At 59.9% G+C, this 21,322-nt stretch carries 23 protein-coding genes and 1 tRNA gene; 12 read left to right on the forward strand and 12 right to left on the reverse strand.

The features are described 5' to 3' along the window. Positions 1 to 6 precede the first annotated feature (6 nt). The 3 genes from JJQ51_RS27985 to dapD form a co-directional block, all read right to left on the reverse strand. A complete protein-coding gene (locus tag JJQ51_RS27985) occupies positions 7 to 606 on the reverse strand; it encodes a hypothetical protein (protein WP_113330009.1) in 600 nt (199 codons plus the stop codon). Further along, positions 593 to 1,786 carry a succinyl-diaminopimelate desuccinylase gene (dapE, locus tag JJQ51_RS27990; protein ID WP_113351301.1) on the reverse strand — a complete coding sequence of 398 codons (1,194 nt, stop codon included), beginning with the start codon at positions 1,784 to 1,786 and terminating at the stop codon, positions 593 to 595. The genes JJQ51_RS27985 and dapE overlap by 14 nt, the downstream gene beginning before the upstream one ends. A 159-nt stretch (positions 1,787 to 1,945) precedes the next feature. After that, positions 1,946 to 2,803 carry a 2,3,4,5-tetrahydropyridine-2,6-dicarboxylate N-succinyltransferase gene (gene dapD, locus JJQ51_RS27995; protein WP_113351300.1) on the reverse strand — a complete coding sequence of 286 codons (858 nt, stop codon included), beginning with the start codon at positions 2,801 to 2,803 and terminating at the stop codon, positions 1,946 to 1,948. Between the two features lie 215 nt (positions 2,804 to 3,018). Between dapD and JJQ51_RS28000 the strand changes: the two genes are divergently transcribed. Next, a complete protein-coding gene (locus tag JJQ51_RS28000) occupies positions 3,019 to 3,891 on the forward strand; it encodes an LOG family protein (protein WP_113351299.1) in 873 nt (290 codons plus the stop codon). Between the two features lie 71 nt (positions 3,892 to 3,962). On the opposite strand, the gene JJQ51_RS28005 is transcribed toward JJQ51_RS28000, so the two are convergent. Further along, the gene (locus tag JJQ51_RS28005; RefSeq protein WP_269245552.1) at positions 3,963 to 4,628 is read right to left on the reverse strand and encodes a calcium-binding protein; all 666 of its coding nucleotides are present in this window, start codon (positions 4,626 to 4,628) and stop codon (positions 3,963 to 3,965) included. Between the two features lie 113 nt (positions 4,629 to 4,741). Continuing rightward, complete coding sequence (locus JJQ51_RS28010) at positions 4,742 to 5,446, reverse strand: pyrimidine 5'-nucleotidase (protein ID WP_269245553.1); 705 nt, start codon at positions 5,444 to 5,446, stop codon at positions 4,742 to 4,744. A 217-nt stretch (positions 5,447 to 5,663) separates the two neighbouring features. On the opposite strand from JJQ51_RS28010, the gene JJQ51_RS28015 reads away from it, so the two are divergent. Beyond that, on the forward strand, positions 5,664 to 6,434 hold the full coding sequence (locus JJQ51_RS28015) for an isocitrate lyase/PEP mutase family protein (RefSeq protein WP_095433830.1): 771 nt from the start codon (positions 5,664 to 5,666) through the stop codon (positions 6,432 to 6,434). A 66-nt stretch (positions 6,435 to 6,500) separates the two neighbouring features. Here the strand turns inward: JJQ51_RS28015 and argB are convergent, their stop codons facing one another. Then, positions 6,501 to 7,388 carry an acetylglutamate kinase gene (argB, locus tag JJQ51_RS28020; protein WP_015338657.1) on the reverse strand — a complete coding sequence of 296 codons (888 nt, stop codon included), beginning with the start codon at positions 7,386 to 7,388 and terminating at the stop codon, positions 6,501 to 6,503. Positions 7,389 to 7,673: 285 nt separating this feature from the next. Here argB and JJQ51_RS28025 point away from each other — a divergent pair, with 285 nt between their 5' ends. From JJQ51_RS28025 to JJQ51_RS28035, 3 genes are all read left to right on the forward strand, one after another. After that, a complete protein-coding gene (locus JJQ51_RS28025) occupies positions 7,674 to 8,213 on the forward strand; it encodes a sigma-70 family RNA polymerase sigma factor (RefSeq protein ID WP_113330016.1) in 540 nt (179 codons plus the stop codon). Beyond that, positions 8,210 to 8,923: an anti-sigma factor gene (locus JJQ51_RS28030; RefSeq protein ID WP_152093757.1), complete on the forward strand. Its 714-nt coding sequence runs from the start codon at positions 8,210 to 8,212 to the stop codon at positions 8,921 to 8,923. The genes JJQ51_RS28025 and JJQ51_RS28030 overlap by 4 nt, the downstream gene beginning before the upstream one ends. 108 nt (positions 8,924 to 9,031) lie before the next feature. Next, the gene (locus JJQ51_RS28035; protein WP_113330017.1) at positions 9,032 to 9,589 is read left to right on the forward strand and encodes a fasciclin domain-containing protein; all 558 of its coding nucleotides are present in this window, start codon (positions 9,032 to 9,034) and stop codon (positions 9,587 to 9,589) included. A 73-nt stretch (positions 9,590 to 9,662) separates the two neighbouring features. Here JJQ51_RS28035 and yihA read toward each other — a convergent pair whose 3' ends face one another. Together yihA and JJQ51_RS28045 are read right to left on the reverse strand one after the other, a co-directional pair. Beyond that, positions 9,663 to 10,322: a ribosome biogenesis GTP-binding protein YihA/YsxC gene (gene yihA, locus JJQ51_RS28040; RefSeq protein WP_113231905.1), complete on the reverse strand. Its 660-nt coding sequence runs from the start codon at positions 10,320 to 10,322 to the stop codon at positions 9,663 to 9,665. Between the two features lie 124 nt (positions 10,323 to 10,446). Beyond that, positions 10,447 to 10,959: a DUF6428 family protein gene (locus JJQ51_RS28045; RefSeq protein ID WP_113390014.1), complete on the reverse strand. Its 513-nt coding sequence runs from the start codon at positions 10,957 to 10,959 to the stop codon at positions 10,447 to 10,449. Between the two features lie 42 nt (positions 10,960 to 11,001). Between JJQ51_RS28045 and JJQ51_RS28050 the strand changes: the two genes are divergently transcribed. The 4 genes from JJQ51_RS28050 to arsK are packed head-to-tail and all read left to right on the forward strand — an operon-like array spanning position 11,002 to position 13,675. Continuing rightward, entirely contained in the window at positions 11,002 to 11,355 is a 354-nt protein-coding gene (locus JJQ51_RS28050; protein WP_113330020.1) for an ArsR/SmtB family transcription factor, read from the forward strand. Positions 11,356 to 11,380: 25 nt separating this feature from the next. Beyond that, entirely contained in the window at positions 11,381 to 12,082 is a 702-nt protein-coding gene (locus JJQ51_RS28055; RefSeq protein ID WP_269245554.1) for an aquaporin, read from the forward strand. Then, positions 12,079 to 12,507: an arsenate reductase (glutaredoxin) gene (gene arsC / locus JJQ51_RS28060; protein WP_173004584.1), complete on the forward strand. Its 429-nt coding sequence runs from the start codon at positions 12,079 to 12,081 to the stop codon at positions 12,505 to 12,507. Before JJQ51_RS28055 ends, arsC begins: the two co-directional genes overlap by 4 nt. Beyond that, positions 12,482 to 13,675: an arsenite efflux MFS transporter ArsK gene (gene arsK, locus JJQ51_RS28065; RefSeq protein WP_152095573.1), complete on the forward strand. Its 1,194-nt coding sequence runs from the start codon at positions 12,482 to 12,484 to the stop codon at positions 13,673 to 13,675. Before arsC ends, arsK begins: the two co-directional genes overlap by 26 nt. Before the next feature lie 91 nt (positions 13,676 to 13,766). Here the strand turns inward: arsK and yidC are convergent, their stop codons facing one another. The 3 genes from yidC to rpmH are packed head-to-tail and all read right to left on the reverse strand — an operon-like array spanning position 13,767 to position 16,130. Continuing rightward, positions 13,767 to 15,569, reverse strand: a complete 1,803-nt coding sequence (gene yidC / locus JJQ51_RS28070; RefSeq protein ID WP_269245560.1) for a membrane protein insertase YidC — start codon at positions 15,567 to 15,569, stop codon at positions 13,767 to 13,769. Continuing rightward, on the reverse strand, positions 15,569 to 15,970 hold the full coding sequence (gene rnpA / locus JJQ51_RS28075) for a ribonuclease P protein component (protein ID WP_015338668.1): 402 nt from the start codon (positions 15,968 to 15,970) through the stop codon (positions 15,569 to 15,571). Before rnpA ends, yidC begins: the two co-directional genes overlap by 1 nt. 25 nt (positions 15,971 to 15,995) lie before the next feature. Continuing rightward, positions 15,996 to 16,130 (reverse strand): 50S ribosomal protein L34, encoded by a 135-nt coding sequence (gene rpmH / locus JJQ51_RS28080; protein ID WP_041677194.1) that lies wholly within the window; start codon positions 16,128 to 16,130, stop codon positions 15,996 to 15,998. Positions 16,131 to 16,547: 417 nt separating this feature from the next. On the opposite strand from rpmH, the gene JJQ51_RS28085 reads away from it, so the two are divergent. The 3 genes from JJQ51_RS28085 to JJQ51_RS28095 all read left to right on the forward strand — a co-directional run bounded on the left by JJQ51_RS28085 (position 16,548) and on the right by JJQ51_RS28095 (position 20,450). After that, positions 16,548 to 18,554 carry a HAMP domain-containing methyl-accepting chemotaxis protein gene (locus JJQ51_RS28085; RefSeq protein WP_269245555.1) on the forward strand — a complete coding sequence of 669 codons (2,007 nt, stop codon included), beginning with the start codon at positions 16,548 to 16,550 and terminating at the stop codon, positions 18,552 to 18,554. Between the two features lie 173 nt (positions 18,555 to 18,727). Then, a complete protein-coding gene (locus tag JJQ51_RS28090; protein ID WP_269245556.1) occupies positions 18,728 to 20,248 on the forward strand; it encodes a sensor histidine kinase in 1,521 nt (506 codons plus the stop codon). 125 nt (positions 20,249 to 20,373) lie between these two features. Further along, positions 20,374 to 20,450, forward strand: a tRNA-Arg gene (locus JJQ51_RS28095). Positions 20,451 to 20,702: 252 nt separating this feature from the next. On the opposite strand, the gene JJQ51_RS28100 is transcribed toward JJQ51_RS28095, so the two are convergent. Continuing rightward, positions 20,703 to 21,143: a MarR family winged helix-turn-helix transcriptional regulator gene (locus JJQ51_RS28100; protein ID WP_113330024.1), complete on the reverse strand. Its 441-nt coding sequence runs from the start codon at positions 21,141 to 21,143 to the stop codon at positions 20,703 to 20,705. Between the last annotated feature and the right edge of the window lie 179 nt (positions 21,144 to 21,322).

Genomic DNA, 21,322 nt, shown 5'->3' on the forward strand with positions numbered 1-21,322 from the left:
ATTGCCTCAGCCCGGCGGATAGACGCCGAGGAAGCGCTGCAGGAAGTCCGTCAGCAGCATGGTCGGAATGAGCAGCACCAGCGTCAGCGTGCCGATGAAGAGCGGATGCGTACCGCAGATCATTCTGAGCATGCGCGCCAGCGAAAAGATGATCGCCATCATCAGTGCCAGCCACAGCAGCGCCGCCAACCCGCTGGATCCGGGAACGAAGGCGATCAAGGCGATGAGCAGCGCATTGAGATAGGATGTCGGCACGCCAAGCCAGTTCACGACGACAACGATCGGCGTGAACTTGTCGCCGAAGCGAAAAATCAGCAGCAACACGCCAGCAAGCACGAGCGGGATCAACCAGTTCGCAAATTCGACCAAGGCCAGGCGCAGAAAGAAAGCAAGGCCCGTCGATGTCTCCGGCGGCATGGCGGTCAGATAGGCCCTTTGCCACCACAGCCATGAAATGCCGATCGACGGCAAGCACCAGAGAATTGCCCAGAAGGAGCGCATCATGCCGCGGTCCGATATGTCCAGATACTGGAAGCCGCGTGCATCCATCCGGATCAGCAGCCACAGGCCGGACAGGTAGTATTGGACTTCCTTAAAGCTCGGCATTCTCGAACCAGCGCTGGATGAAGGTCTGGTAGATCCCGGTCAGCGTTTCGAGATCCGAGAGCGCCACACGCTCGTCGATCATATGCATGGTCTGGCCGACAAGCCCGAATTCCACGACGGGGCAGTAGTCCTTGATGAAGCGGGCATCGGACGTGCCGCCGGTGGTCGACAGCGCCGGCCTTTGACCGGTGATGTTTTCGATGGCAGAGGAGAGCGAGGCGATCAGCGCATTGTTTCGCGTCAGGAAGACTTGGCTCGGGCGCTCCGACCAGACGATGTCGTATTTCGCCGGCGGACGCCCGGGCCGCAACGTCTGGTCGGCGGCGGCCGCATCCAGGCGCGCCAGGATTTCCGCCTTCAGCGTATCGGCGGTCCAGGTGTCGTTGAAACGGATGTTGAAGGTAGCAGTCGCCTTGGCGGGAATGACATTGGTGGCGGTATTGCCGACGTCGATCGTCGTCACTTCGAGGTTCGACGGCTGGAAATTGTCCGTGCCGGCATCGAAGGGGGGATCGAGCAGCGATTCCGTCAGCTTGATAAGGCTTCGCACGGGATTGTCGGCAAGGTGCGGATAGGCGGCATGGCCCTGAACGCCGTGGACGGTGATGGTGCCGGAAATCGAGCCGCGGCGACCGATCTTGATCATGTCGCCGAGCCGGTCAGGATTGGTCGGTTCGCCGACGAGGGAGGCATCCCATGTCTCGCCGCGCTCGGCCGCCCATTGCAGCAGCTTCACGGTGCCGTTGATCGCGGGTCCTTCTTCGTCACCGGTAATCAGGAAGGAGATTGAGCCGGCGGGTCTGCCATGCTTCTCGATGTGACGCGCAACCGCTGCCACGAAGCAGGCGATGCCGCCCTTCATGTCGACGGCGCCACGGCCGAAAAGCTCGCCATCGGCGATCTCGGCGGCAAAGGGCGGGTGGCTCCACGAAGCGGCATCGCCGACCGGCACCACATCCGTATGCCCGGCAAACATCAGATGCGGTCCGTCCGTGCCGAGCCGCGCATAGAGATTTTCTATATCGGGCGTTCCCGCCTCGCTCGCCGTCATGCGATCGATCTTGAAGCCGAGTGGCTGCAGCATATCGGCAAGCGCGGTCAGCGCGCCGCCTTCGGCCGGGGTGACGGAGGCGCAGCGGATCAGAGTCTGCAGGTTCGTAATGGGATTGGTAACAGTCATCGGAGGCAACTTATCCGGCGGGAAATGGCAAAGCGATGGCAAAGGATCGGTGACGACTCGAAAATCTTTGCCGCGATTCCAGCAATCGCACAGGCATGCTCACCCGGCAAGCATGAGGGAAGCGCGATATGGCAACCGCGCTTCCCAAATTTTGCGAGATTAGTCGCGCAGCAGCTCGTTGATGCCGGTCTTCGAGCGGGTCTTTTCATCAACGCGCTTGACGATGACGGCGCAATAGAGGCTCGGGGCCGGCTGGCCGTTTGCCATGGCGTTGCCGCTCGGCAGAGAGCCGGCGACGACGACCGAATATGGCGGAACTTCGCCATAGGTGATCTCGCCGGTGGCGCGATCGACGATCTTGGTGGACTTGCCGATGAACACGCCCATGCCAAGCACGGAGCCTTCACGGATGATGCAGCCTTCGACGACTTCGGAGCGGGCGCCGATGAAGCAATTGTCTTCGATGATGGTCGGGCCGGCCTGCATCGGCTCCAGCACACCGCCGATGCCGACGCCGCCGGAAAGATGCACATGTTTGCCGATCTGAGCGCAGGAGCCGACCGTCGCCCAGGTGTCGACCATGGTGCCTTCGCCGACATAAGCGCCGAGATTGACGAAGGACGGCATCAGGATGGCGTTGGGGGCGATATAGGCGGAATGACGTACGACTGCGTTCGGCACGGCGCGGAAACCCGCTTCGCGGAAGCGGTTCTCACCCCAGCCTTCGAACTTCGAGGGAACCTTGTCCCACCAGGTGGCGCCGCCGGAGCCACCTTCGACGATCTTCATGTCGTTGAGGCGGAAGGAGAGCAGAACCGCTTTCTTGAGCCACTGGTTGACGGTCCAGTTGCCATCGGCACCACGTTCGGCCACGCGAACCTTGCCGCTATCGAGGAGATTGAGCGCCGTTTCGACGGCATCGCGGACTTCGCCGCGCGTCGACGTGTTCACATTGTCGCGATTGTCGAAGGCAGCCTCGATGGACTTTTCGAGGGAGGCGAGATCGGTAGCGCTCATGGGAATTCCTTACAACGTCAGGGCCTATCGTGTTTTCCGGATAAAGCTCCGGATGCGGTCGATTGGTCCTATAGCATGCATGCCGAAAATGGAATGTCTTTTCCGCGCCGATTGAGCTTGGATTCAAGGCGTTGTAGGGGCATATGCAAGAGCTTGGCTATTTCCGTTCGCGGACGGAAACTGCCCGTCATGATCGATTTGAAAGGCATGAGTAGATGAGCAAGGGGAAGAACGGCAGGCTGAGGCGCAAGGACGGGGTTTGGGACCCGTTGAAGACGAGCTCGGCGGACAAGCAGCGGGCCGAGTCGGTGCCGCGCACGCCGCAGTCGATGTCGCCATCCTACCGGCTTGCCTATGCCGATGAGGATTTCCTCTGCCGTGAGGAATTGCGGCCCATCCGCCTGCAGCTGGAATTGCTGAAGACCGAAATGTCGCTGACCGAGCGCGGCATCAAGTCGACTGTCGTGATGTTCGGCGGCGCACGTATTCCCGCCCCCGGCACCAATGCCTGGGCTGCTCGCAATGACGTGCAGCGCGCCAATCTCGAAGCCGCATCGGTCTATTACGAGGAGGCGCGCAAGTTCGCCCGACTCTGCTCGCGCTATTCCGCCGGCTTCGACTTCCATGAGTACGTCGTCGTCACCGGCGGCGGCCCTGGCGTGATGGAAGCGGGCAATCGCGGCGCGGCAGAAGAAGGCGCGCCCTCGATCGGCCTCAACATTGTGTTGCCGCACGAGCAGGCGCCGAACGCCTATGTGACGCCGGAACTCAGCTTCAACTTCCATTATTTCGCGATCCGCAAGATGCACTTCATGGTGCGAGCTAAGGCGATCGCGGTGTTCCCGGGCGGCTTCGGCACGCTCGACGAACTGTTCGAATGCCTGACGCTCATCCAGACCGGCCGTATGGAGCGCCTGCCGCTCATTCTCTTTGGTGAAAAGTTCTGGCGCAGCATCATCAATTTCGATGCGCTGGCGGAGTTCGGCACCATCGCGCCGGACGATGTGAACCTTATCAGCTTCGTCGATACCGCCGACGAGGCCTGGAAGATCGTCGCCGATTTCTACGAGCACGACAACGGGCACTGATAACGAAAAGCCCGCCGTCGCTTGGGCGAGGGCGGGCCTTTGTTCATGGGTTTGTTGCCGGAGCGATCGGCTTAGAGCAGCGGGCGGCCCGGCATGTCGTCAAGGTTGACGACGCCATCATGATTGCGATCCAGCCGGTCGAAGAGCTTGTTCATGGCGTCTTCGGCCTCCTTCTTGCTGATCTGGCCGCTTTGATCGGTATCGGCAAAGCGGAAGACCATAGCTTCGTGCATGAAGCGGCCATGCGGTCTGTGATGGCGATGGGCTTCGCCACCCTTGTCGTTGTCATTGTCGTTTTGAGCCTGATCGCTCTTGGACTGGTCGGCCGGAGCCTGATTGCTTTGAGTCTGATCGCCGCCCTGAGCCTGGCCATCTTGAGCCTTGTCGCCCTCAGCTTTGGCATGTTCGGCTCGCCACTGCTTCATCTGCTCCTGGCGGTAGGCGCGATATTCGCCGGGGGTGATCTCACCGTCGTGGTTCACGTCGATCTGGTCGAAGATCTTGTCGACGCCAGCCTTGACCTCATCCTTGGTGAGCTTCGTGTCACCGGGATTGCCGAATTCCTTCAGCATGCGCACGTAAAGGACTTCGGGCGAAATATGAGGTCTGTGCCAGCGGCCGTGATGATGCCTGCCCCCACGGTCGCCATCATGCGAAGCGGCGAGCGCCACCTGTGCGGCACCGCCGAGAAGCAGGGTTGCGGAAAGTCCAGCCAGAAGAAGTTTTTTCCCGTTCATCGCTTTTCCTTTCGTGTCGAGGAATGATCAAACGATACGGTTGGCGGTCAAAAACGACCAATTAAACCTCTGTAAGGCGCATGAAACTTTGGTAACCACGTCCTGATGAACAGTTAAACCAGTGCTTTCAGGAAGGCGGTGAGGTCGTCGGTCACATAGTCGATGTGGTCGTCCTCGCCGGTCGTTCGCTCCCACCATTCGACGATGGCCGTCTCGAGATTTTGCGGCACAAGAAGCACCGTCTTCATGCCGAGCGCCTTCGGTACGGCAAGATTACGCGGCAGGTCCTCGAACATGGCCGCCCTCTCCGTATCCACTCGATGAAGGCTCATGAATTTGTCGTAAGTGCTGCCGGCAGGCTTCGGCACATAGTCAGCCGCGACGATATCGAAAATATCGTCGAAGCCATCGAGGATGCCGAGTGCGCCGGCCGTCGCCTGGGCATGTTTGACGCTGCCATTGGTGAAGATGAACTTGCGTCCCGGCAGTGCCTTGATAGCGGCGGCGAGCTCCGGCTGCGGCGTCAGCGCCGAATAGTCGATCGCGTGCGCTTTCTCCAGGAAGTCGTTGGGGTCGATGCCATGATGGATCATCAAACCCTGCAGCGTCGTGCCGTGATCGAGATAATATTGTTTCTGCAGCTTGCGGGCCTCTTCGCGCTCCATGTGCAGAAGGGCGGAGACGTAAGCCGTCATGTTCTTATCGATCTGCGCGAAGAGATCGACATGATGCGGATAAAGCGTGTTGTCGAGATCGAATACCCAATCACGGATGTGGGAGAAATCGGCTGGCTCGGATAGCGTTTTTGTCTGGCTCATGCCTGTCTTATGGCACGCCCGCTCCGGACGGGGGAAGGGAAATATTCATGCTGCCGCATCTCAACCATTTTGGGGAGATTGCCGTGCGATCTAATGCCGGCTATGATTTTACCATTGATTTCCGGGGTTTTACTCTATTTGCCATGTGAGGGAGAGCTTACGCTCTTTTGGGTCGCGGAGGAGAAATCACCCGGCCGGGCTTTTCGGAGGGGATGCGATGAGTCAGGTGGAAAAGGCGCAGGAATTCGCGCGGCTGCACAAGAAGGGTGAGCCGCTGATCCTTTTCAATATTTGGGATGCGGGCTCTGCCAAGGCTGTCACGGAGGCGGGCGCTAAGGCGCTGGCAACGGGGAGTTGGTCGGTCGCCGCTGCTAATGGTTTCGGGGACGGCCAGGCAATCCCGCTATCGCTGCTGGCGGTGACCGCCAGGCTGATTTCGGTGACGAGCCCGTTGCCTCTGTCGGTCGATTTCGAGGGCGGTTATGCCGTCGAGCCTGAGGAAGTCGCCGCCAATGTCGAAAAGATCATGGATCACGGCGCCATCGGCATCAATTTCGAAGATCAGGTGATCGGCGGCCAGGGCGTTCATCCTATCGAAACGCAGGCAGCACGCATCCGCGCCATCCGCGAGATGGCCGATCGCCGGGAAATGCCCTTGTTCATCAACGCCCGCACCGATCTTTTCCTGCAGGAAAGCGATACGGCGCATCATCAGCTCCTGCTGGACGATGCCTTTCAGCGCGCCGATGCTTTTGCCGAGGCCGGTGCCAGCGGTTTCTTCGCGCCGGGCCTGGTCGAACCGGATCTGATCGGCGCCCTCTGCGAACGCTCGCCTTTGCCTGTTAACATCATGGTGCGGCCGACCACGCCGGACAATGAGACCATGGCAAGGCTGGGTGTCAGCCGCATCAGCTATGGGCCGGCTCCCTATCGTTCGGTCATGGGAATGCTGAAAAGCGAGGCTGAAGCGATCTATCGGCCGTCCTGACGAGCCCCTCGGCGCTTCGCAATCTCGTTTGCGGAGCGCCTGAATTTTCTCAATGAGTGTGCCCTATCAGGGAACGATCAACGTGCCCGCACCGCGCTCGGTGAAGATCTCGAGCAGCACGGAATGGGCCGTCTTGCCGTTGAGGATAACGACGCCCTGAACACCGGCCTTGATGGCGTCGATGCAGGTTTCGACCTTCGGAATCATGCCGCCGGAAATCGTGCCGTCGGCAATCAGCGCATGGGCCTGGGCGACGGACAATTCCTTGATGAGCTGGCCCTGCTTGTCGAGGACGCCGGGAACATCCGTGAGGAAAAGCAGGCGCGTGGCACTGAGCGCACCGGCGATCGCGCCGGCAAAGGTATCGGCGTTGATGTTATAGGTCGCGCCGTCGCGGCCGGGGGCGACCGGGGCAATGACCGGAATCATCTCGGACTTGGCAAGCAGATCGAGCAGCGTGCGATCGACTTCGACCACTTCGCCGACGAAACCGAGATCGAGTACGCGTTCGATGTTGGAATCGGGGTCCTTGATAGTCTTGCGCGCTTTTTCGGCGAAGACCATGTTGCCGTCCTTGCCGCAAAGGCCGATCGCCCATTCACCGGTTTGGTTGATCAGCGCGACGATTTCCTTGTTGATCGAGCCGGCGAGCACCATTTCGACGATCTCGACCGTCTTCTGGTCGGTGACCCGCAAGCCGCCTTCGAACTTCGATTCGATGCCCATCTTCGTCAGCATGGCGCCGATCTGCGGGCCGCCGCCATGGACGACGATCGGATTGACGCCGGACTGCTTCAGGAGCGCGATATCGGCCGCAAAGGCCTTGCCAAGTTCGACATTGCCCATGGCATGACCACCATATTTCACGACGATGGTCTTGTTTTCGTAACGCTGCATATAGGGCAGCGCCTGTGCGAGCAGGTTGGCTTGGAGTTCGCTTTGGGCTTCGGACATGGTGCACCCTTCGAAATTGATCGCGGCCTTTTATCTCAAGTTTTTGACAGAGGGAATAATGATCTCGGGATTAAAGCATGTCGCGCAAAGGTGTTCAGCGGTTTTGCGACAACGATATGCGAAAAACCAAAGACCTAAAGCGCGAAAAGTGCATCTGAAAGATCGCGCTGCACTTTCGTTGACGCTATGTCACATTAGCGTCGCCGAAATTGATGGTGCGGATGCGTTTGCCGAGGCGGAGTTTTCTTCTAAAGATGGTGCAGGCGTTGTACCCCGGGGATTTGGATGGCGAGCGAGGAGACGGAAGCGCTGATTGGCCGCATTGCCATGCGCGACCAGAAAGCCTTTGCCGCACTCTACAAGCGTACCAGCCCGAAACTTCTCGGTGTTTGCCTGCGCATCGTTGGCAACAAGGCGGATGCTGAAGAGGTTTTGCAGGAGGTCTATATCAAGGTCTGGCAGCGGGCCGAGCAATTTGCTGTTGCGGAAGGGCCGGCAATGGCCTGGCTGATGACGATCGCGCGCAATCGCGCCATCGATTTCGTCCGTGCCCGCAAGCCCGTAGCTGACGAAATAGACAGCGCTTACGATCTCGCCGACCTGGAACCCGGCCCCGAAGAGCAAGCAATCGTGAAGGGAGAGGGAAGGCGGATTGACAGGTGCATGGAAGAGTTGGAAGCTGATCGTGCGCGGGCTGTTCGCAGCGCCTATGTCGAGGGCTTGAGCTACCAGGAGCTCGCCGACCAACACGCTGTGCCATTGAATACTATGCGCACCTGGCTGCGCCGAAGCCTAATCAGACTGAGAGAGTGCATGGACCGATGAGTACGCCCGATCAAAGCAAGGGAGGCCGCTCCCGCGATGAAGTCCTGGCCGGAGAATATGTGCTTGGCGTGCTTTCCCTGGAAGACCGGCAGAAGGTCGAGCGCCGCATGCGCAGCGACCGGCAGTTCGCCGCAATCGTCAGCCGCTGGGAGCAGAATCTCTCGGAATTCAACGAGGAATATGAGGCGGTGACGCCTGCGGCCGCCGTATTTCCGAAGATCGAAAAGCGGATTTTCGGCGAAGCGGCGTTCGGCGCCCATCTCTGGAATTCGCTGATGCTGTGGCGCTCGGTCGCCTTGGGCTCGCTGTTCTTGGCGGCCGGCGTACTCGTCTTCGCCATCACGAATGAAGGCGGCTTGCGCACGAGCCCGGGCAAGCAGCTCACCGCATCCCTTTCCGGCCAGAACAGTCCCTTCAATCTCCTCGCCAATTACGACGTCGCCAATGGGCGCCTGAAAATTACGCCGGTCGCCGCCGGCAAACCCGAGGAGAAATCGCTGGAGCTCTGGCTGATTCGCGGCAGCGATCCCGCCGAGGCGCTGGGCATACTGCCACCGACCGGCGATGGGGAAATCGTCTTGTCGCCGGAACTTCACGCCAAATTGACTGAAGGCGCCATCATCGCCGTCAGTGTCGAGCCCTTTGGCGGCTCGCCGACCGGCAAACCAACGGGCGATGTGGTTGCTTCCGGCACGATCCATTTGCCCTGAGGAATTTCGCCTCCCGAAAAACGATCGCGGCTGAAACTCCCTGACAGCATGCTCCGTATCTTCTTTCGACCCGGCCTGATCGGGGCAACAGAGAGGAAGAGGTACGTTATGATCAAGACTGTGTTTCGCATTGCCGCCGCTGCCGCAATCCTGTCGGCCGCAAGCAGCCTAGCCTATGCCAAGGACCCGATGGTGGGCGGTGCTGCGATGTATGCCAGCAAGAACATCATCCAGAATGCCGTCAATTCCAAGGATCACACGACCCTGGTCGCAGCCGTCAAGGCGGCCGGCCTCGTCGATACCCTCGAAGGCAAAGGCCCATTCACCGTCTTTGCTCCGACCAATGAAGCCTTCAAGCAGCTGCCAGCAGGCACGGTCGAAACCCTGCTGAAGCCCGAGAACAAGGAGAAGCTGGTCAAGGTGCTGACCTGCCACGTCGTCGCCGGTGATGACATGGCCGCCGCCATCAAGAAATGGGCAATGAGCAAGGGCGGCGAATACGATCTGAAGACGGTCGGCGGCTGCACGATCAAGGCCGTGGACAAGGGCGGCAAGCTGACGTTGACCGACGAAGCCGGCAGCATTGCCCATATCAGCATCGCCGACGTCAAGCAGTCGAACGGTGTGATTCATGTCGTCGACAAGGTGTTGTTGCCGAAGATGTAATCCTTAGCGGCAACACGGCCGCCGTCGCCTTATGCGGGGTTGGGGGCGGCGGCCTCACTTGACCGGTCGGTCTTCAGACCTGGATGCCGACCGTCAGGCCAATGGCCTCGCGCAATTCCTGAAGGCCAGCGCCTTTTTCCGATGAGGTGGCGAGGATGCCGGGATAAGCGGCGGGGCGCTTGCGGATTTTTTCAGCGGTATCGGCTAGCAGCTTCGGTATGCCTGCTTCCTTGATCTTGTCGGTCTTGGTCAGCACGATCTGATAGGAAACGGCAGCTTTGTCGAGAAGGTCCAGGACCTCCGCATCGTTCTTCTTGATACCGTGGCGGCTGTCGATCAGCACATAGACGCGCTTCAGCGTCGTGCGCCCGCGCAGATAGTCGAAGACTAGCTTCGTCCAGGCGTCGACCTGATCCTTCGGCGCTTCGGCATAGCCGTAGCCCGGCATATCGACCAGAGCCATCGGCGGCAGATCGCCGCCCTCGCCGGAAAAGCCGTCGGGAACGAAATAGTTGAGCTCCTGCGTGCGCCCCGGCGTATTCGAGGTACGCGCCAGGCCCTTATGCCCGACCAGGGCATTGATCAGCGACGACTTGCCGACATTGGAGCGGCCGGCAAAAGCAATTTCCGGCGGCCCTTCCGGCGGCAGAAATTTCATCGACGGCACGCCACGGATGAAAATCCACGGACGCCCGAAAAGCGGCTTGTCGTCTTTTGTCGTCTGATCTGCCATTTACTCAGTCTTTTGCTTGAATGAGTGGATTGGCTTCGAGGTTTTATCCGCGAAAGTCAAGTTTGGATCGGCATTTGGCTTCGTGCCGCCGAGCTTCGATGCCGCCTCAAAGAGTCGGTAATGGCTAACCGCAACACGTGACGGCATTTGCTGGGCCACAGCAAGCCGCCGCTTGAGCTTGCGCGACCAGCCACCGGTCACGCGGCTTGCAGCTAGCTGCGCGGGGAATGAGGTTGACATGCACCGCGCCGTTGCCGATAGCGGGAGTCGATGCGCAGTAGAGCTGCATCGGCTGCACCCCGTCGCTTACCTCAAAGGTCAGCCTTGCGGAACCGTCGAGCTGCACGTGCTCGGAAACTTTGCGGATGATAGCGGCGAATTTGCCCGCTGGCATATGCGTGCGGTTGCCTTCGTCGATATCCCAAAGCTGCACGAAAATCTCCGCCCATGTTTCCGGATTGGCCCCGCAGTCCAGTGCCGAAAACTGCCCGGCTTTGACTTCTGTGACGTGATAGCCTGGCCTCACCGGCCGTCCGTTATAGCGGAATACAAGGGGCAGATCGCGGGAAGCGGCCAAGGTCTCAAGCAGAAGGCCGATGCTGATATCCGAAGCTGGGGTCTTGTCGATCGCGTTCATTTGAGGTACTCCATATTTCAACGTTTCAAGGATTATTGAAATATGGATGAAGGTCAAGCCCTCGCTTCGTTCGGCGCTCTCTCTCAGGAGACCCGGCTGCAGATCGTCCGCATGCTCGTCGTTGCCGGTCCTGACGGCATGGCTGCGGGCGCGATTGCGGAGAAGCTCGGCGTATCGCCCTCGAATGTCTCATTCCATCTGAAGGAACTGGATCGGGCCGGCCTCATTGGCCAGCAACGGGAATCCCGCTCTATCGTCTACACCGCCAACTACCATGTGCTCGGAGGTCTCGTCCGCTTCCTGATGGAAGACTGCTGCGCGGGGCACCCGGAGGTCTGCGCGCCGGCGACGCAAGTCGCTGCCTGCTGCGTACCAGCTGCGAGAAATGTTCCATGAATATGCTGATCTCGGGCCTGAAACCATGACATCTTTTCCGCTTTCGCGCCGTCTTGTCTCTGAGGCCTTGGGCACGGGTCTTCTGGTCACGACGGTGGTCGGTTCGGGCATCATGGCGGACAGGCTGACGACCGATACGGCGCTTGCGCTGCTCACCAATACGCTGCCTACGGGTGCGATCCTCGTCGTGCTGATCACCGTCCTGGGGCCGATATCCGGCGCTCACTTCAACCCGGCCGTATCGCTGGTCTTTGCGATACGCCGCGAGCTGACCGCGATGTCGGCTTTGGGCTATGTCGTCGCCCAGATCCTTGGCGGGATTTTCGGAACGATCCTTGCGCATGCCATGTTCGAACTGCCGTTGCTGCAGGCCTCGACCACCATTCGCAGCGGCGGCGCGCAATGGCTGGCCGAGGTGACGGCCACCTTCGGCCTTGTCTTCTTCATCCTCGCCGGCCTGCGGTTTCGCGCCGACGCCGTGGCATGGCTGGTCGGCCTCTACATCACGGCTGCCTACTGGTTCACCGCTTCCACCTCTTTCGCCAATCCGGCTGTCGCAATAGCCCGCTCGCTGACGAACACCTTCGCCGGCATCCGTCCTGTCGATCTGCCGGGTTTCATCGTCGCGGAAATCCTCGGCGCATTGCTGGCGGTGTTGCTCGCGAGCTGGCTGCTGATGGAAGCCCGCAATCCTCAAACTCTCGCTGAAACGGAACTTGCCCCATGACCATGGATGTCACGATCTACCACAATCCCGACTGCGGCACCTCGCGCAACACGCTGGCGATGATCCGCAATGCCGGCATCGAGCCCACCGTCATCGAATATCTGAGCAATCCGCCAAGTCGGGATGATCTCATCAGGATGATTGCCGATGCGGGTTTGACTGTCCGGCAGGCGATCCGCCAAAATGGCACGCCCTATGCCGAACTCGGCCTCGATAATCCGGACCTGACCGATGCCCAGTTGCTCGATGCCATGTTGAAGGATCCGGTCCTGATCAACCGCCCGTTCGTCGTCACGCCCATGGGCACGCGTCTGGCTCGGCCTTCGGAAGTCGTTCTGGATATCCTGCCCGATACGCATAAAGGCCCGTTCGCCAAGGAGGATGGCGAGCAGGTTCTCGATGCTGACGGCAAGCGTCTTGTCTGAACGGGTGCCTCTTCTTGCCGTGCTCGCGCTCGGCATCACGCAGATCATCGGGTACGGCACTCTCTACTACAGCTTCAGCATCCTCGCGCCCGATATGGTCGCGCAGTTCGCATGGTCGAGCGAATGGGTTTTCGGCGCGCTGTCGGCTGCGCTTCTGATCGGCGGCCTCACCGCACCATGGCTCGGCGTGCTGTTCGACAGGATCGGCGCCGCCCGGGTGATGACGATCGGCTCCCTCATGGCGGCTGTCGCCCTGGCCGCCTGTGCCTTTGCGCCCAACAAGGCAGCCTATGTTGCTGCACTTGTCGCGATCGAAGCTTCCGCCAACCTGGTCCAGTATGGCGCGGCCTTTGCGCTGCTCGTGCAAATGCGACCGCAGGTCGCCTCCCGCAGTATCACCTATCTGACGCTGATCGGCGGATTCGCCTCGACAATCTTCTGGCCGACGACCACGGCACTTCATGCGCATCTCACATGGCAGAATGTCTATTTGGTTTTCGCCGTCCTCAACCTCTGTATCTGCCTGCCAATCCACGCCTGGTTGTCGCGTCAGGGAACCACGCACGGGTCGAAGGCAGCGACCGTAGCCCCTCGCGTCGAGGGTGTGTTGCCACCTGCTCGCCGTCGCCTTGGCTTTGCAATCATGGTTACGGGTTTTTCGCTGATGTCGCTGGTCAGTTCGGCCGTTCTGGTGCATCTGGTGCCGCTGCTGTCCGGCCTTGGTCTTAGTGCGACCGCGGTTCTCGTAGGGACGCTCTTCGGCCCATCGCAGGTCGGCAGCCGCCTCACCAATATGATGTTCGGCAAGAACCTGCCAGCACTCCATCTGGCCGTGATCGCTTCGACGCTGATTCCGGGCGGGCTGCTGGTGCTTCTGCTTTCGGCTCCCTCCGTGCCCGGCGCAATGGCCTTCGCGATAATCTTCGGCATGGGCAACGGCCTCCTCAGCATCGTCACCGGGACGCTGCCTCTGCATCTTTTCGGCAGTGACGGCTACGGGAAGCTTCAGGGGAAGATGATGGCGGCGCGGCTGATCCTTTCAGCTCTTGCCCCGTTCGCTCTGGCCTTCGCGATGGAGAACATCGGCATCACGCCGTCACTCGCCGTCACGGCCGCTCTCGGCGGGCTTTCCATCGTTGCGCTATCTTCGATCGCAGCATTGCGATGACCATTATGGGCGGCGCATCGGTGCTGGGGGTGGCGTCGATCGCACCTGCCGCTGGATAAAGAAAAGCCCCACCGAAGCAGGGCTTTTGTCGTCATTTCGATGGTGCCGGTTTTCGTTTGAAGAGGCCCTTCAGATTGTCGAAGAGCTCCACCTTCACGCCGTGGCGCTTCATGATAATCGACTGCTGGATGACCGAGAGCGTGTTGTTCCAGGCCCAGTAGATCACGAGTCCGGCCGGGAAGCTTGCCAGCATGAACATGAATACCAGCGGCATCCAGTTGAAGATCATCGCCTGGGTCGGATCGGGAGGCGTCGGGTTCATGCGCATCTGCAGGAACATGGTGACGCCCATGATCAGCGGCCAGACGCCGAGATGCAGGAAGGTCGGAGCCGCGAACGGCAGCAGGCCGAACAGGTTGACGATCGAGGTCGGGTCCGGAGCCGAAAGATCCCGGATCCAGCCGAAGAACGGCGCATGGCGCATCTCGATGGTGATGTAGATCACCTTGTAGAGCGAGAAAAAGATCGGGATCTGCAAGAGCACCGGCCAGCAACCCGCGATCGGATTGATCTTCTCTTCCTTGTAGAGCTGCATGGTCGCCTGCTGCAGGGCCATGCGGTCGTCGCCGAATTTGGCCTTCAGGTCCTCCATCTTCGGCTGCACGCGCTTCATGTTCGCCATGGAGGCATACTGCCGGCTGGCGAGCGGGAAGAAGAGCGCCTTGACGACGATGGTCGTGCAGAGGATGGCGACGCCGAAATTGCCGAAGTAGCGGAAGAAGAAATCCATCAGCTTGAACATCGGCTTGGTGATGAAATAGAACCAGCCCCAGTCGATCAGGCGGTCGAAGCGCGGGATCGAATAGCTGGTCTCATAGCGGTCGATGACCGGAACTTCCTTGGCGCCGGCGAAGACGAGGTTCTTCAGGTCGATCGACTGGCCGGGGGCTACCGTGATCGCATCCTGCTTGTAGTCTGCCTGATAACGCGGCGTGCCATCCGCGAAGTGCGAGAAGCGGGCGTCATAAGCGGTCGACTGCGGCGGCACGATGGTTGCAGCCCAATACTTGTCCGTCATGCCGAGCCAGCCGCCGGTCGCCTTGGCGGGCGTCGTGGCTTCCTTTTCGGTAGACGCATATTTGGTCTCGATCAGGCCGTCATCGCCGATAACGCCGATGAAGCCTTCATGCAGGACGTAGGCGGAAGGCGTCTCGGGCTTGTTGTAGCGGGTGACGCGGCCATAGCTCGACAGCGCAATCGGCGCCTGGCTGGCGTTGGCGATCTTGTCGGTGATCGTGAACATATAGCGATCGTCGACGGAGATCGTGCGGCTGAAGGTGATGCCCTTGTCATTGGTGTAGGACAGTGTCACCGGCGTCTTGTCGGTCAGCTTGTCGCCGCTCGTGAGCTTCCACAGGGTCGAAGGGCCTGGGACTGCGCCGGTCGCATCGCTGCCAACATAGCCGAGTTCGGTGAAATAGCCGTCCTTGGTGTCGGCCGGGCTGAACAGGGTGATGATCGGGCTGCTCTTGTCGACCGTCTCGTGATAGGCCTTCAGACGGAGATCGTCGAGGCGAGCGCCTTCCAGGTTGATGGAGCCGGCAAGGGCCGGCGTATCGATGACAACGCGCGCGGATGCGGTCTTTTCGACGGACTGGTCACGGGTGAGGACCGCCGAGGTCGTCTGGCCATTCGCCGGCAGCGAACCGTTGACCGCAGTGCCCGCGGGAGCTGGCTGCGTCGTCTGGGCCTGCTGCGCCTGCTGGTGCTGCTTGGCGGCTTGCTCGGCCTGACGCTGCGCTTCAAGGCGCGGGTTCATGTAGAAAAACTGCCAGCCGAGAACAATCAGCACAGACAGTGCAATTGCAATGAAGTAATTGCGGTTGTTTTCCATCATACTTTCCTGGAGCGGTCCTTTTCCGACCGCCGGTGTTTCGGCCTGGTTTCGATGCGGCTTACGAGTTCGCTCGCCAGTTTTTCGAAAGGCGCGGTCAGCACCTCGCGTCGCGCGACAACCACATAGTCGTGTCCGGGCTGCATTGCAAATCCGGCGTGAAGCCGCACGGCTTCTTTCAGCCTGCGCCGCATGCGGTTGCGCTCCACCGCGTTGCCATGTTTTTTGGTGACGGTAAAACCGACGCGGGGTTCGGCGTCGGCGGTCTTGCGATCCAGCATTTCGATGAGAAAGAAGCTGCCTCTGCGCTTCTCGCCTTCGCGGACTGCAAGAAACTGCGGCCGGCTTTTCAGCCGCCCGACAGTCTTTTTGGGTCGTTCATTCGTCAATTTGCCCGCCATCCTGGATTATCGGGCACTTCGGCCCTTAGGCCGAAAGACGCTTGCGGCCGCGGTTACGGCGAGCGGAAAGAACCGCGCGGCCGCCCTTGGTGGCCATACGCGCACGGAAGCCGTGACGACGCTTGCGGACAAGCTTGGATGGTTGGTAGGTACGCTTCATTTATTTAAACACCGCGGAGTGCGGCCCTTCTTGAGCTTTGCTTTGAATAGCAAGGAGCGTTGTTGATTATGGCGAACGGACTTGGCCCGCAAAAGCAGGCTCCATGACCGGACGTGCGCGGGCTTATACGGATCAAGGCCCCGGAAGTCAATTATAGGAGCGCAGATTCCTTGAAATCAGGCAAATTCGCGCCAATCGGCCGCGGCAACGTGCTTTGGCGGCAATGCTCGCCGGAATGTGCGCAACCTTAAATATAGATTGAGGATATTCTAAAATATATGGAAAGTATAGTTAGGAATGCCGTACGTTTAGATTAAAAATACTTCAATATAACGTTAATGATTTTAGCCGATATCTAGCTCTATGTCGTAAAACCCATCGATTTATGGGGGATGGGATCTGCGCCGGAGGGGTATTGTGAAAATTCGCGGCAAAATAAATCTGCTTGTATCTGTCATGGCCGGGGCGGCGCTTCTGATTGGCGCCACTGCCCTCTATGCGTTGCATCAATATGACCAGAAATTACAGAGCTATGAGCATACGGCGAGCCGCGCTTACATGGGCGAGCGCCTGAATCGCTACGTGACCGCAGTGGTCATGGAGGCGCGCGGCATCTATGCCGCTGCCGCGGCAAAGGATTCCAAACCCTTTGCCGATGGGCTGATGGCCGATCTCGACGAAATCGACAAGGTGCTGACGAGCTGGGCGCCTCTGGTGCCGGAGATGCAGAAGCCCGAATTCGCAAAGCTGCAGGCCCGCGCCCAGGAGTTCCGCGTCTTTCGCACGGAAACGGCCAGGCTCGGCGTGACCGATGGCCCGGACGCCGCCGGCAAGCAGGGCAACAACGAGGCGAACCGCGCCAACCGCAAGGCTTTCCAGGCCGAGATCGATGCGATCGTCCAGACCGACAAGGCGGAGCTGGCGAAAGCCGAAGCCGAGATTGCAGCTTTTCATAGCAACGTCCTGTGGGTCGTCCTCGGCATCATGATTGCCGGTATCGTGGCGGGCGTCGGCCTCGGAGCCTATATCGGAACCGTCCACCTGAGCCGCCCGATCCGCAAGGTGACGGATGCGATAAAGAATGTCGCCAACGGCCAGTTCGATATCGAGGTGCCGTTTGCCGGCCGCCGGGACGAAATCGGCGAGATGGCCGCGGCCGTCGACGTCTTCAAGGAAAACGGCAATGCCGTGCGCCGCATGAATGCCGAAGAAACAGCCATGCGCGCCAAGAGCGACGAGCTTCAATCGAGCATGTCTCTCGCAGTTTCTGCCGCGGCAGCCGGCGATTTCAGCCAGCGCATCGAGAAGGACTACGGTGACGTCAATCTCAACCGCTTCGCGCGCAACGTCAACGAGCTCCTGATCAGCGTCGACACGGGAATCGGCGAGGTCCGCCGCGTCATTGCAAGCCTGGCTGACGGAGATCTGACCCAGGCGATGAAGGGCGAATTCCAGGGCGCCTTTGCCGAGCTGCAGCAGAACGTCAATACGACGCTTGCGACGCTGAAGAGCACCATGAGCGAGGTACGCGCGACCACTGGTTCGATCAACTCCAACACCAACGAGCTCCGCCACGCCAGCGACGACCTCTCCAAGCGCACCGAACAGCAGGCGGCCGCCCTGGAAGAGACCTCGGCGGCGCTCGATCAGATCACCTCCGTCGTGCAGAATTCCACGGAGCGGGCGCGCGAAGCCAGTGTCATGGTCAGCGAAGCCAAGGACGATGCGGCCCGTTCCGGCACGGTCGTGCGTAACGCTATCGACGCCATGGGACGCATCGAGCAGGCATCGGGCGAGATCAGCCAGATCATCGGTGTGATCGACGATATCGCCTTCCAGACCAATCTTCTGGCATTGAATGCGGGCGTCGAGGCCGCACGTGCCGGCGAGGCAGGCAAGGGCTTCGCAGTAGTTGCCCAGGAGGTACGCGAGCTTGCGCAGCGCTCCGCAACAGCTGCCAAGGATATCAAGGCCTTGATCGGCAAGTCCGGTGGCGAGGTGCAGATCGGCGTCAAGCTTGTGCAGGCGACCGGCGAGGCGCTGTCGTCCATCGAAGCGCGTGTCCTCAAGATCAACGACCACATACACTCGATCGCAACGGCGGCGCGCGAGCAGGCAACTGGCCTGTCCGAGGTCAACAACGCCGTCAACCAGATGGACGAAGTCACACAGCGCAACGCCGCCATGGTCGAGGAAACCTCGGCCGCGACCCATCGATTGGCAGCCGAGGCGGATGGCCTTGTCCACCTCGTTTCGCGCTTCAAGGTCGACGCAGCCAATGTTTCCGCTCCCGTTCCAGCGCGCCCCGAGACGCATCGCCCGGCTGCTTCGCCGGCCCGGCGCATGATCGACAGAGTCGCGACTGCATTTGGCGGAGGAGCGCTTGCTCCGGCTGCCGCTGCGCAGGGCTGGGAAGAGTTCTGATCCTGCCGATCTGATCTCACCAATATGAGGCTGGTTGCGGCGCTTGGGCATCGTTGCCGGCCTTGGTCTTGTGCCAAAATCCGGAGCCGATTGGAAAAAAGCCGACAATCGCCTATTATCTAGTTTCGATCAGGTCGCATCAGATCGCTTTGCGGCGAAGCGGGACAATTGAAATGGACAGTGGGCAGGATAAGGGTGCCGTAAAGGACGGCAAGGTTGAAAAACGCCGCCTGTCCCAGCTTTGCCGTCCCACAGGCATTTTCGGCGGCCTCTCCGGCAAGCTTCTCATTCTCACCGTCGTTTTCATTTCGTTGGCGGAAGTGCTGATCTTCGTGCCGTCGGTCGCCAACATGCGGCTGCGATGGCTGGAGGATCGGCTGAACACCGCCGCCGCCGCCGCCATCGTCATCGACGGCCTGCAGCCGGCCGAGTTGCCGCGTGCTCTGCAAAAGGAGACGCTGATGGCGACTGGCACGCGGGCCATCGTCCTGCGCAAGGACGGCACGTCGCGCCTGCTGGCGACGGTCGAGATGCCAGCCTCTGTCGATGAGAAATACGATCTCAGCGACGTGTCGCAGCTCACCGCCATCAAGGATGCGCTCGATACGCTGCTGTTCGGCGGCAATCGCATCATCCGCGTGTTCGGCCCCGTCGGCGGCGATGCCAACACCGGTATCGAGGTTGTGCTGAAGGATACACGTCTCCGCAATGCGATGCTTGCCTATTCGACCAGCGTCTTCTTCGTGTCCATTCTCATCTCGCTGTTCACCGCAACACTGATCTTCTTTGCGATCAACCGCATGATGATTCGTCCCATCCGCCGGCTGACGGACAGCATGCAGGCCTATTCCGATGATCCGGAGGATCCCGGCCGCGTTCTCGTTCCCGACAAGGGCGGCGATGAGCTTGCTGTTGCCGGACGCCATTTGGCCTCGATGCAATCGCAGCTGCAGAAGACGCTGAAGCAACAGAAAAATCTTGCCGCCCTCGGCCTTGCCGTGTCGAAGATCAACCATGACATGCGCAATATTCTCTCGGCCGCGCAGCTGATGTCGGACCGCCTGGTCGATGTCGATGACCCGATGGTCAAGCGCTTCGCCCCGAAGCTGCTGCGCACCATCGATCGTGCCGTCGGCTATACGACCGAAGTTCTTTCCTTTGGCCAGACCTCCGAATCGGCGCCGCGCCGGCGCAAGATTCGCATATTCGAGCTTGTCGAGGAGGTCCGCGATATTCTGGCGATCGATCCGGATAGCGGCATCGAGTTCATCGAACAGCTCAGCCCTGACCTGGAGGTCGATGCCGACAGCGAGCAGCTGTTCCGCGTCATTCATAATCTTTGCCGCAACGCCCATCAGGCGCTGATCGCTTTCGGCGAGGCGGAGCCCGACAGCGTCAGGCGGATCACGGTTTCGGCGCATCGAATCGGCAGTGTCGTCAGCATTACCGTCGACGATACGGGGCCGGGCATGCCGCAAAAGGCGCGAGAGAACCTGTTCACGGCTTTCCGTGGTTCAGCCCGCTCGGGCGGCACCGGCCTTGGCCTGGCAATCGCCCGTGAACTCGTCCTTGCCCATGGCGGCACCATTGCGCTCGTCGAAAAACCGGCGGCCGGCACGCAGTTTCGCATCGAAATTCCCGACCGCCCGGTATCCCTCGATGACTATCGCAGCAGAAGCCTCCAAGAAAACTGATTGTTTTCAGCTGCTTGGCGTCAATATGCACGAAAATCGCGATCTTTTTCAGAAATCCACTTGCATTCCCTCAAGGGAGGCTTTAGAGAACCGCCCACGCCAACGGTTTCTTCCGTTTCGGCCACGCACCCGTAGCTCAGCTGGATAGAGCACCAGACTACGAATCTGGGGGTCAGGAGTTCGAATCTCTTCGGGTGCGCCATTTTTTCACTATTCCAGAACAAGCTTGGCATCTTCTTATCTAAAGCGTATCGCGATCCTTGAGATTCGCTTCTCGCGCGTTGGGTCTTTGATATTGCGCAGTCGCTGCAGCAAAGCCGCCGAACACTTCTGCGCGACATGTCTTAGCTTCGACCTGCGCAAGCATTCGCAATAGCCTGTGATGTCCATGCCGCTGCGCGGTCGGCGCTGTCAGCGATGTTGCGCCGCCTGAATATCTGCCTGCTTCTTTGCCTTAACGAATTCTGGGCTGTATGTCCTCCTTTGCCGCGATGGTCCGCAGGGCGGTGCGCAATATCTGATAGGCTTGCTCTCCCAACAGCTCACGATATTGCCGTTCGATCCCGTCGTTAAATTCGTGAACGATTTGCATCACCTGCCGCGCCTCCGGCCTGGCGGTGACGAGCTTGGCGCGCCTGTCCGTAGGAACCGGCACCCGCTTGACATAGCCAAGACGTTCCAGGTCATCGATCAGTTCGCCCATTGCGGCCTTGCCCATGCCCGCCCTTTCGGCAAGTAGGCTGGCTCTGGTTCCTTCTTCATCAATATTGGCAAAGACTGCGCCATGCTTCGGTCTGATGGCTGGATGACCGCGCTCGTGCAGTGTCTGGATGAGCGCCTGTGCGGAAGCCTGGTAGGCGTAGAGCAGAAGTGATTGCGTGTAGGGTGTTACCATATTTCCAAATAAGTCCGGTTGCCATATAGTATGGTATTCATACTAAAGGAGGGAGATCCTATGGGGCTAGTCGCACCTCCTGTTACGGTTCGACGTGTTTAACCTAACAGGAGAAAGGGCGATGCTCGAGGAAAATGACGCCGTAACTGATGCACCGATTGGCGCGGACATTTTCGTGT

The organism is Rhizobium sp. AG207R (genome assembly GCF_027109195.1).
GTDB classification, from domain to species: Bacteria; Pseudomonadota; Alphaproteobacteria; order Rhizobiales; family Rhizobiaceae; genus Rhizobium; species Rhizobium dioscoreae.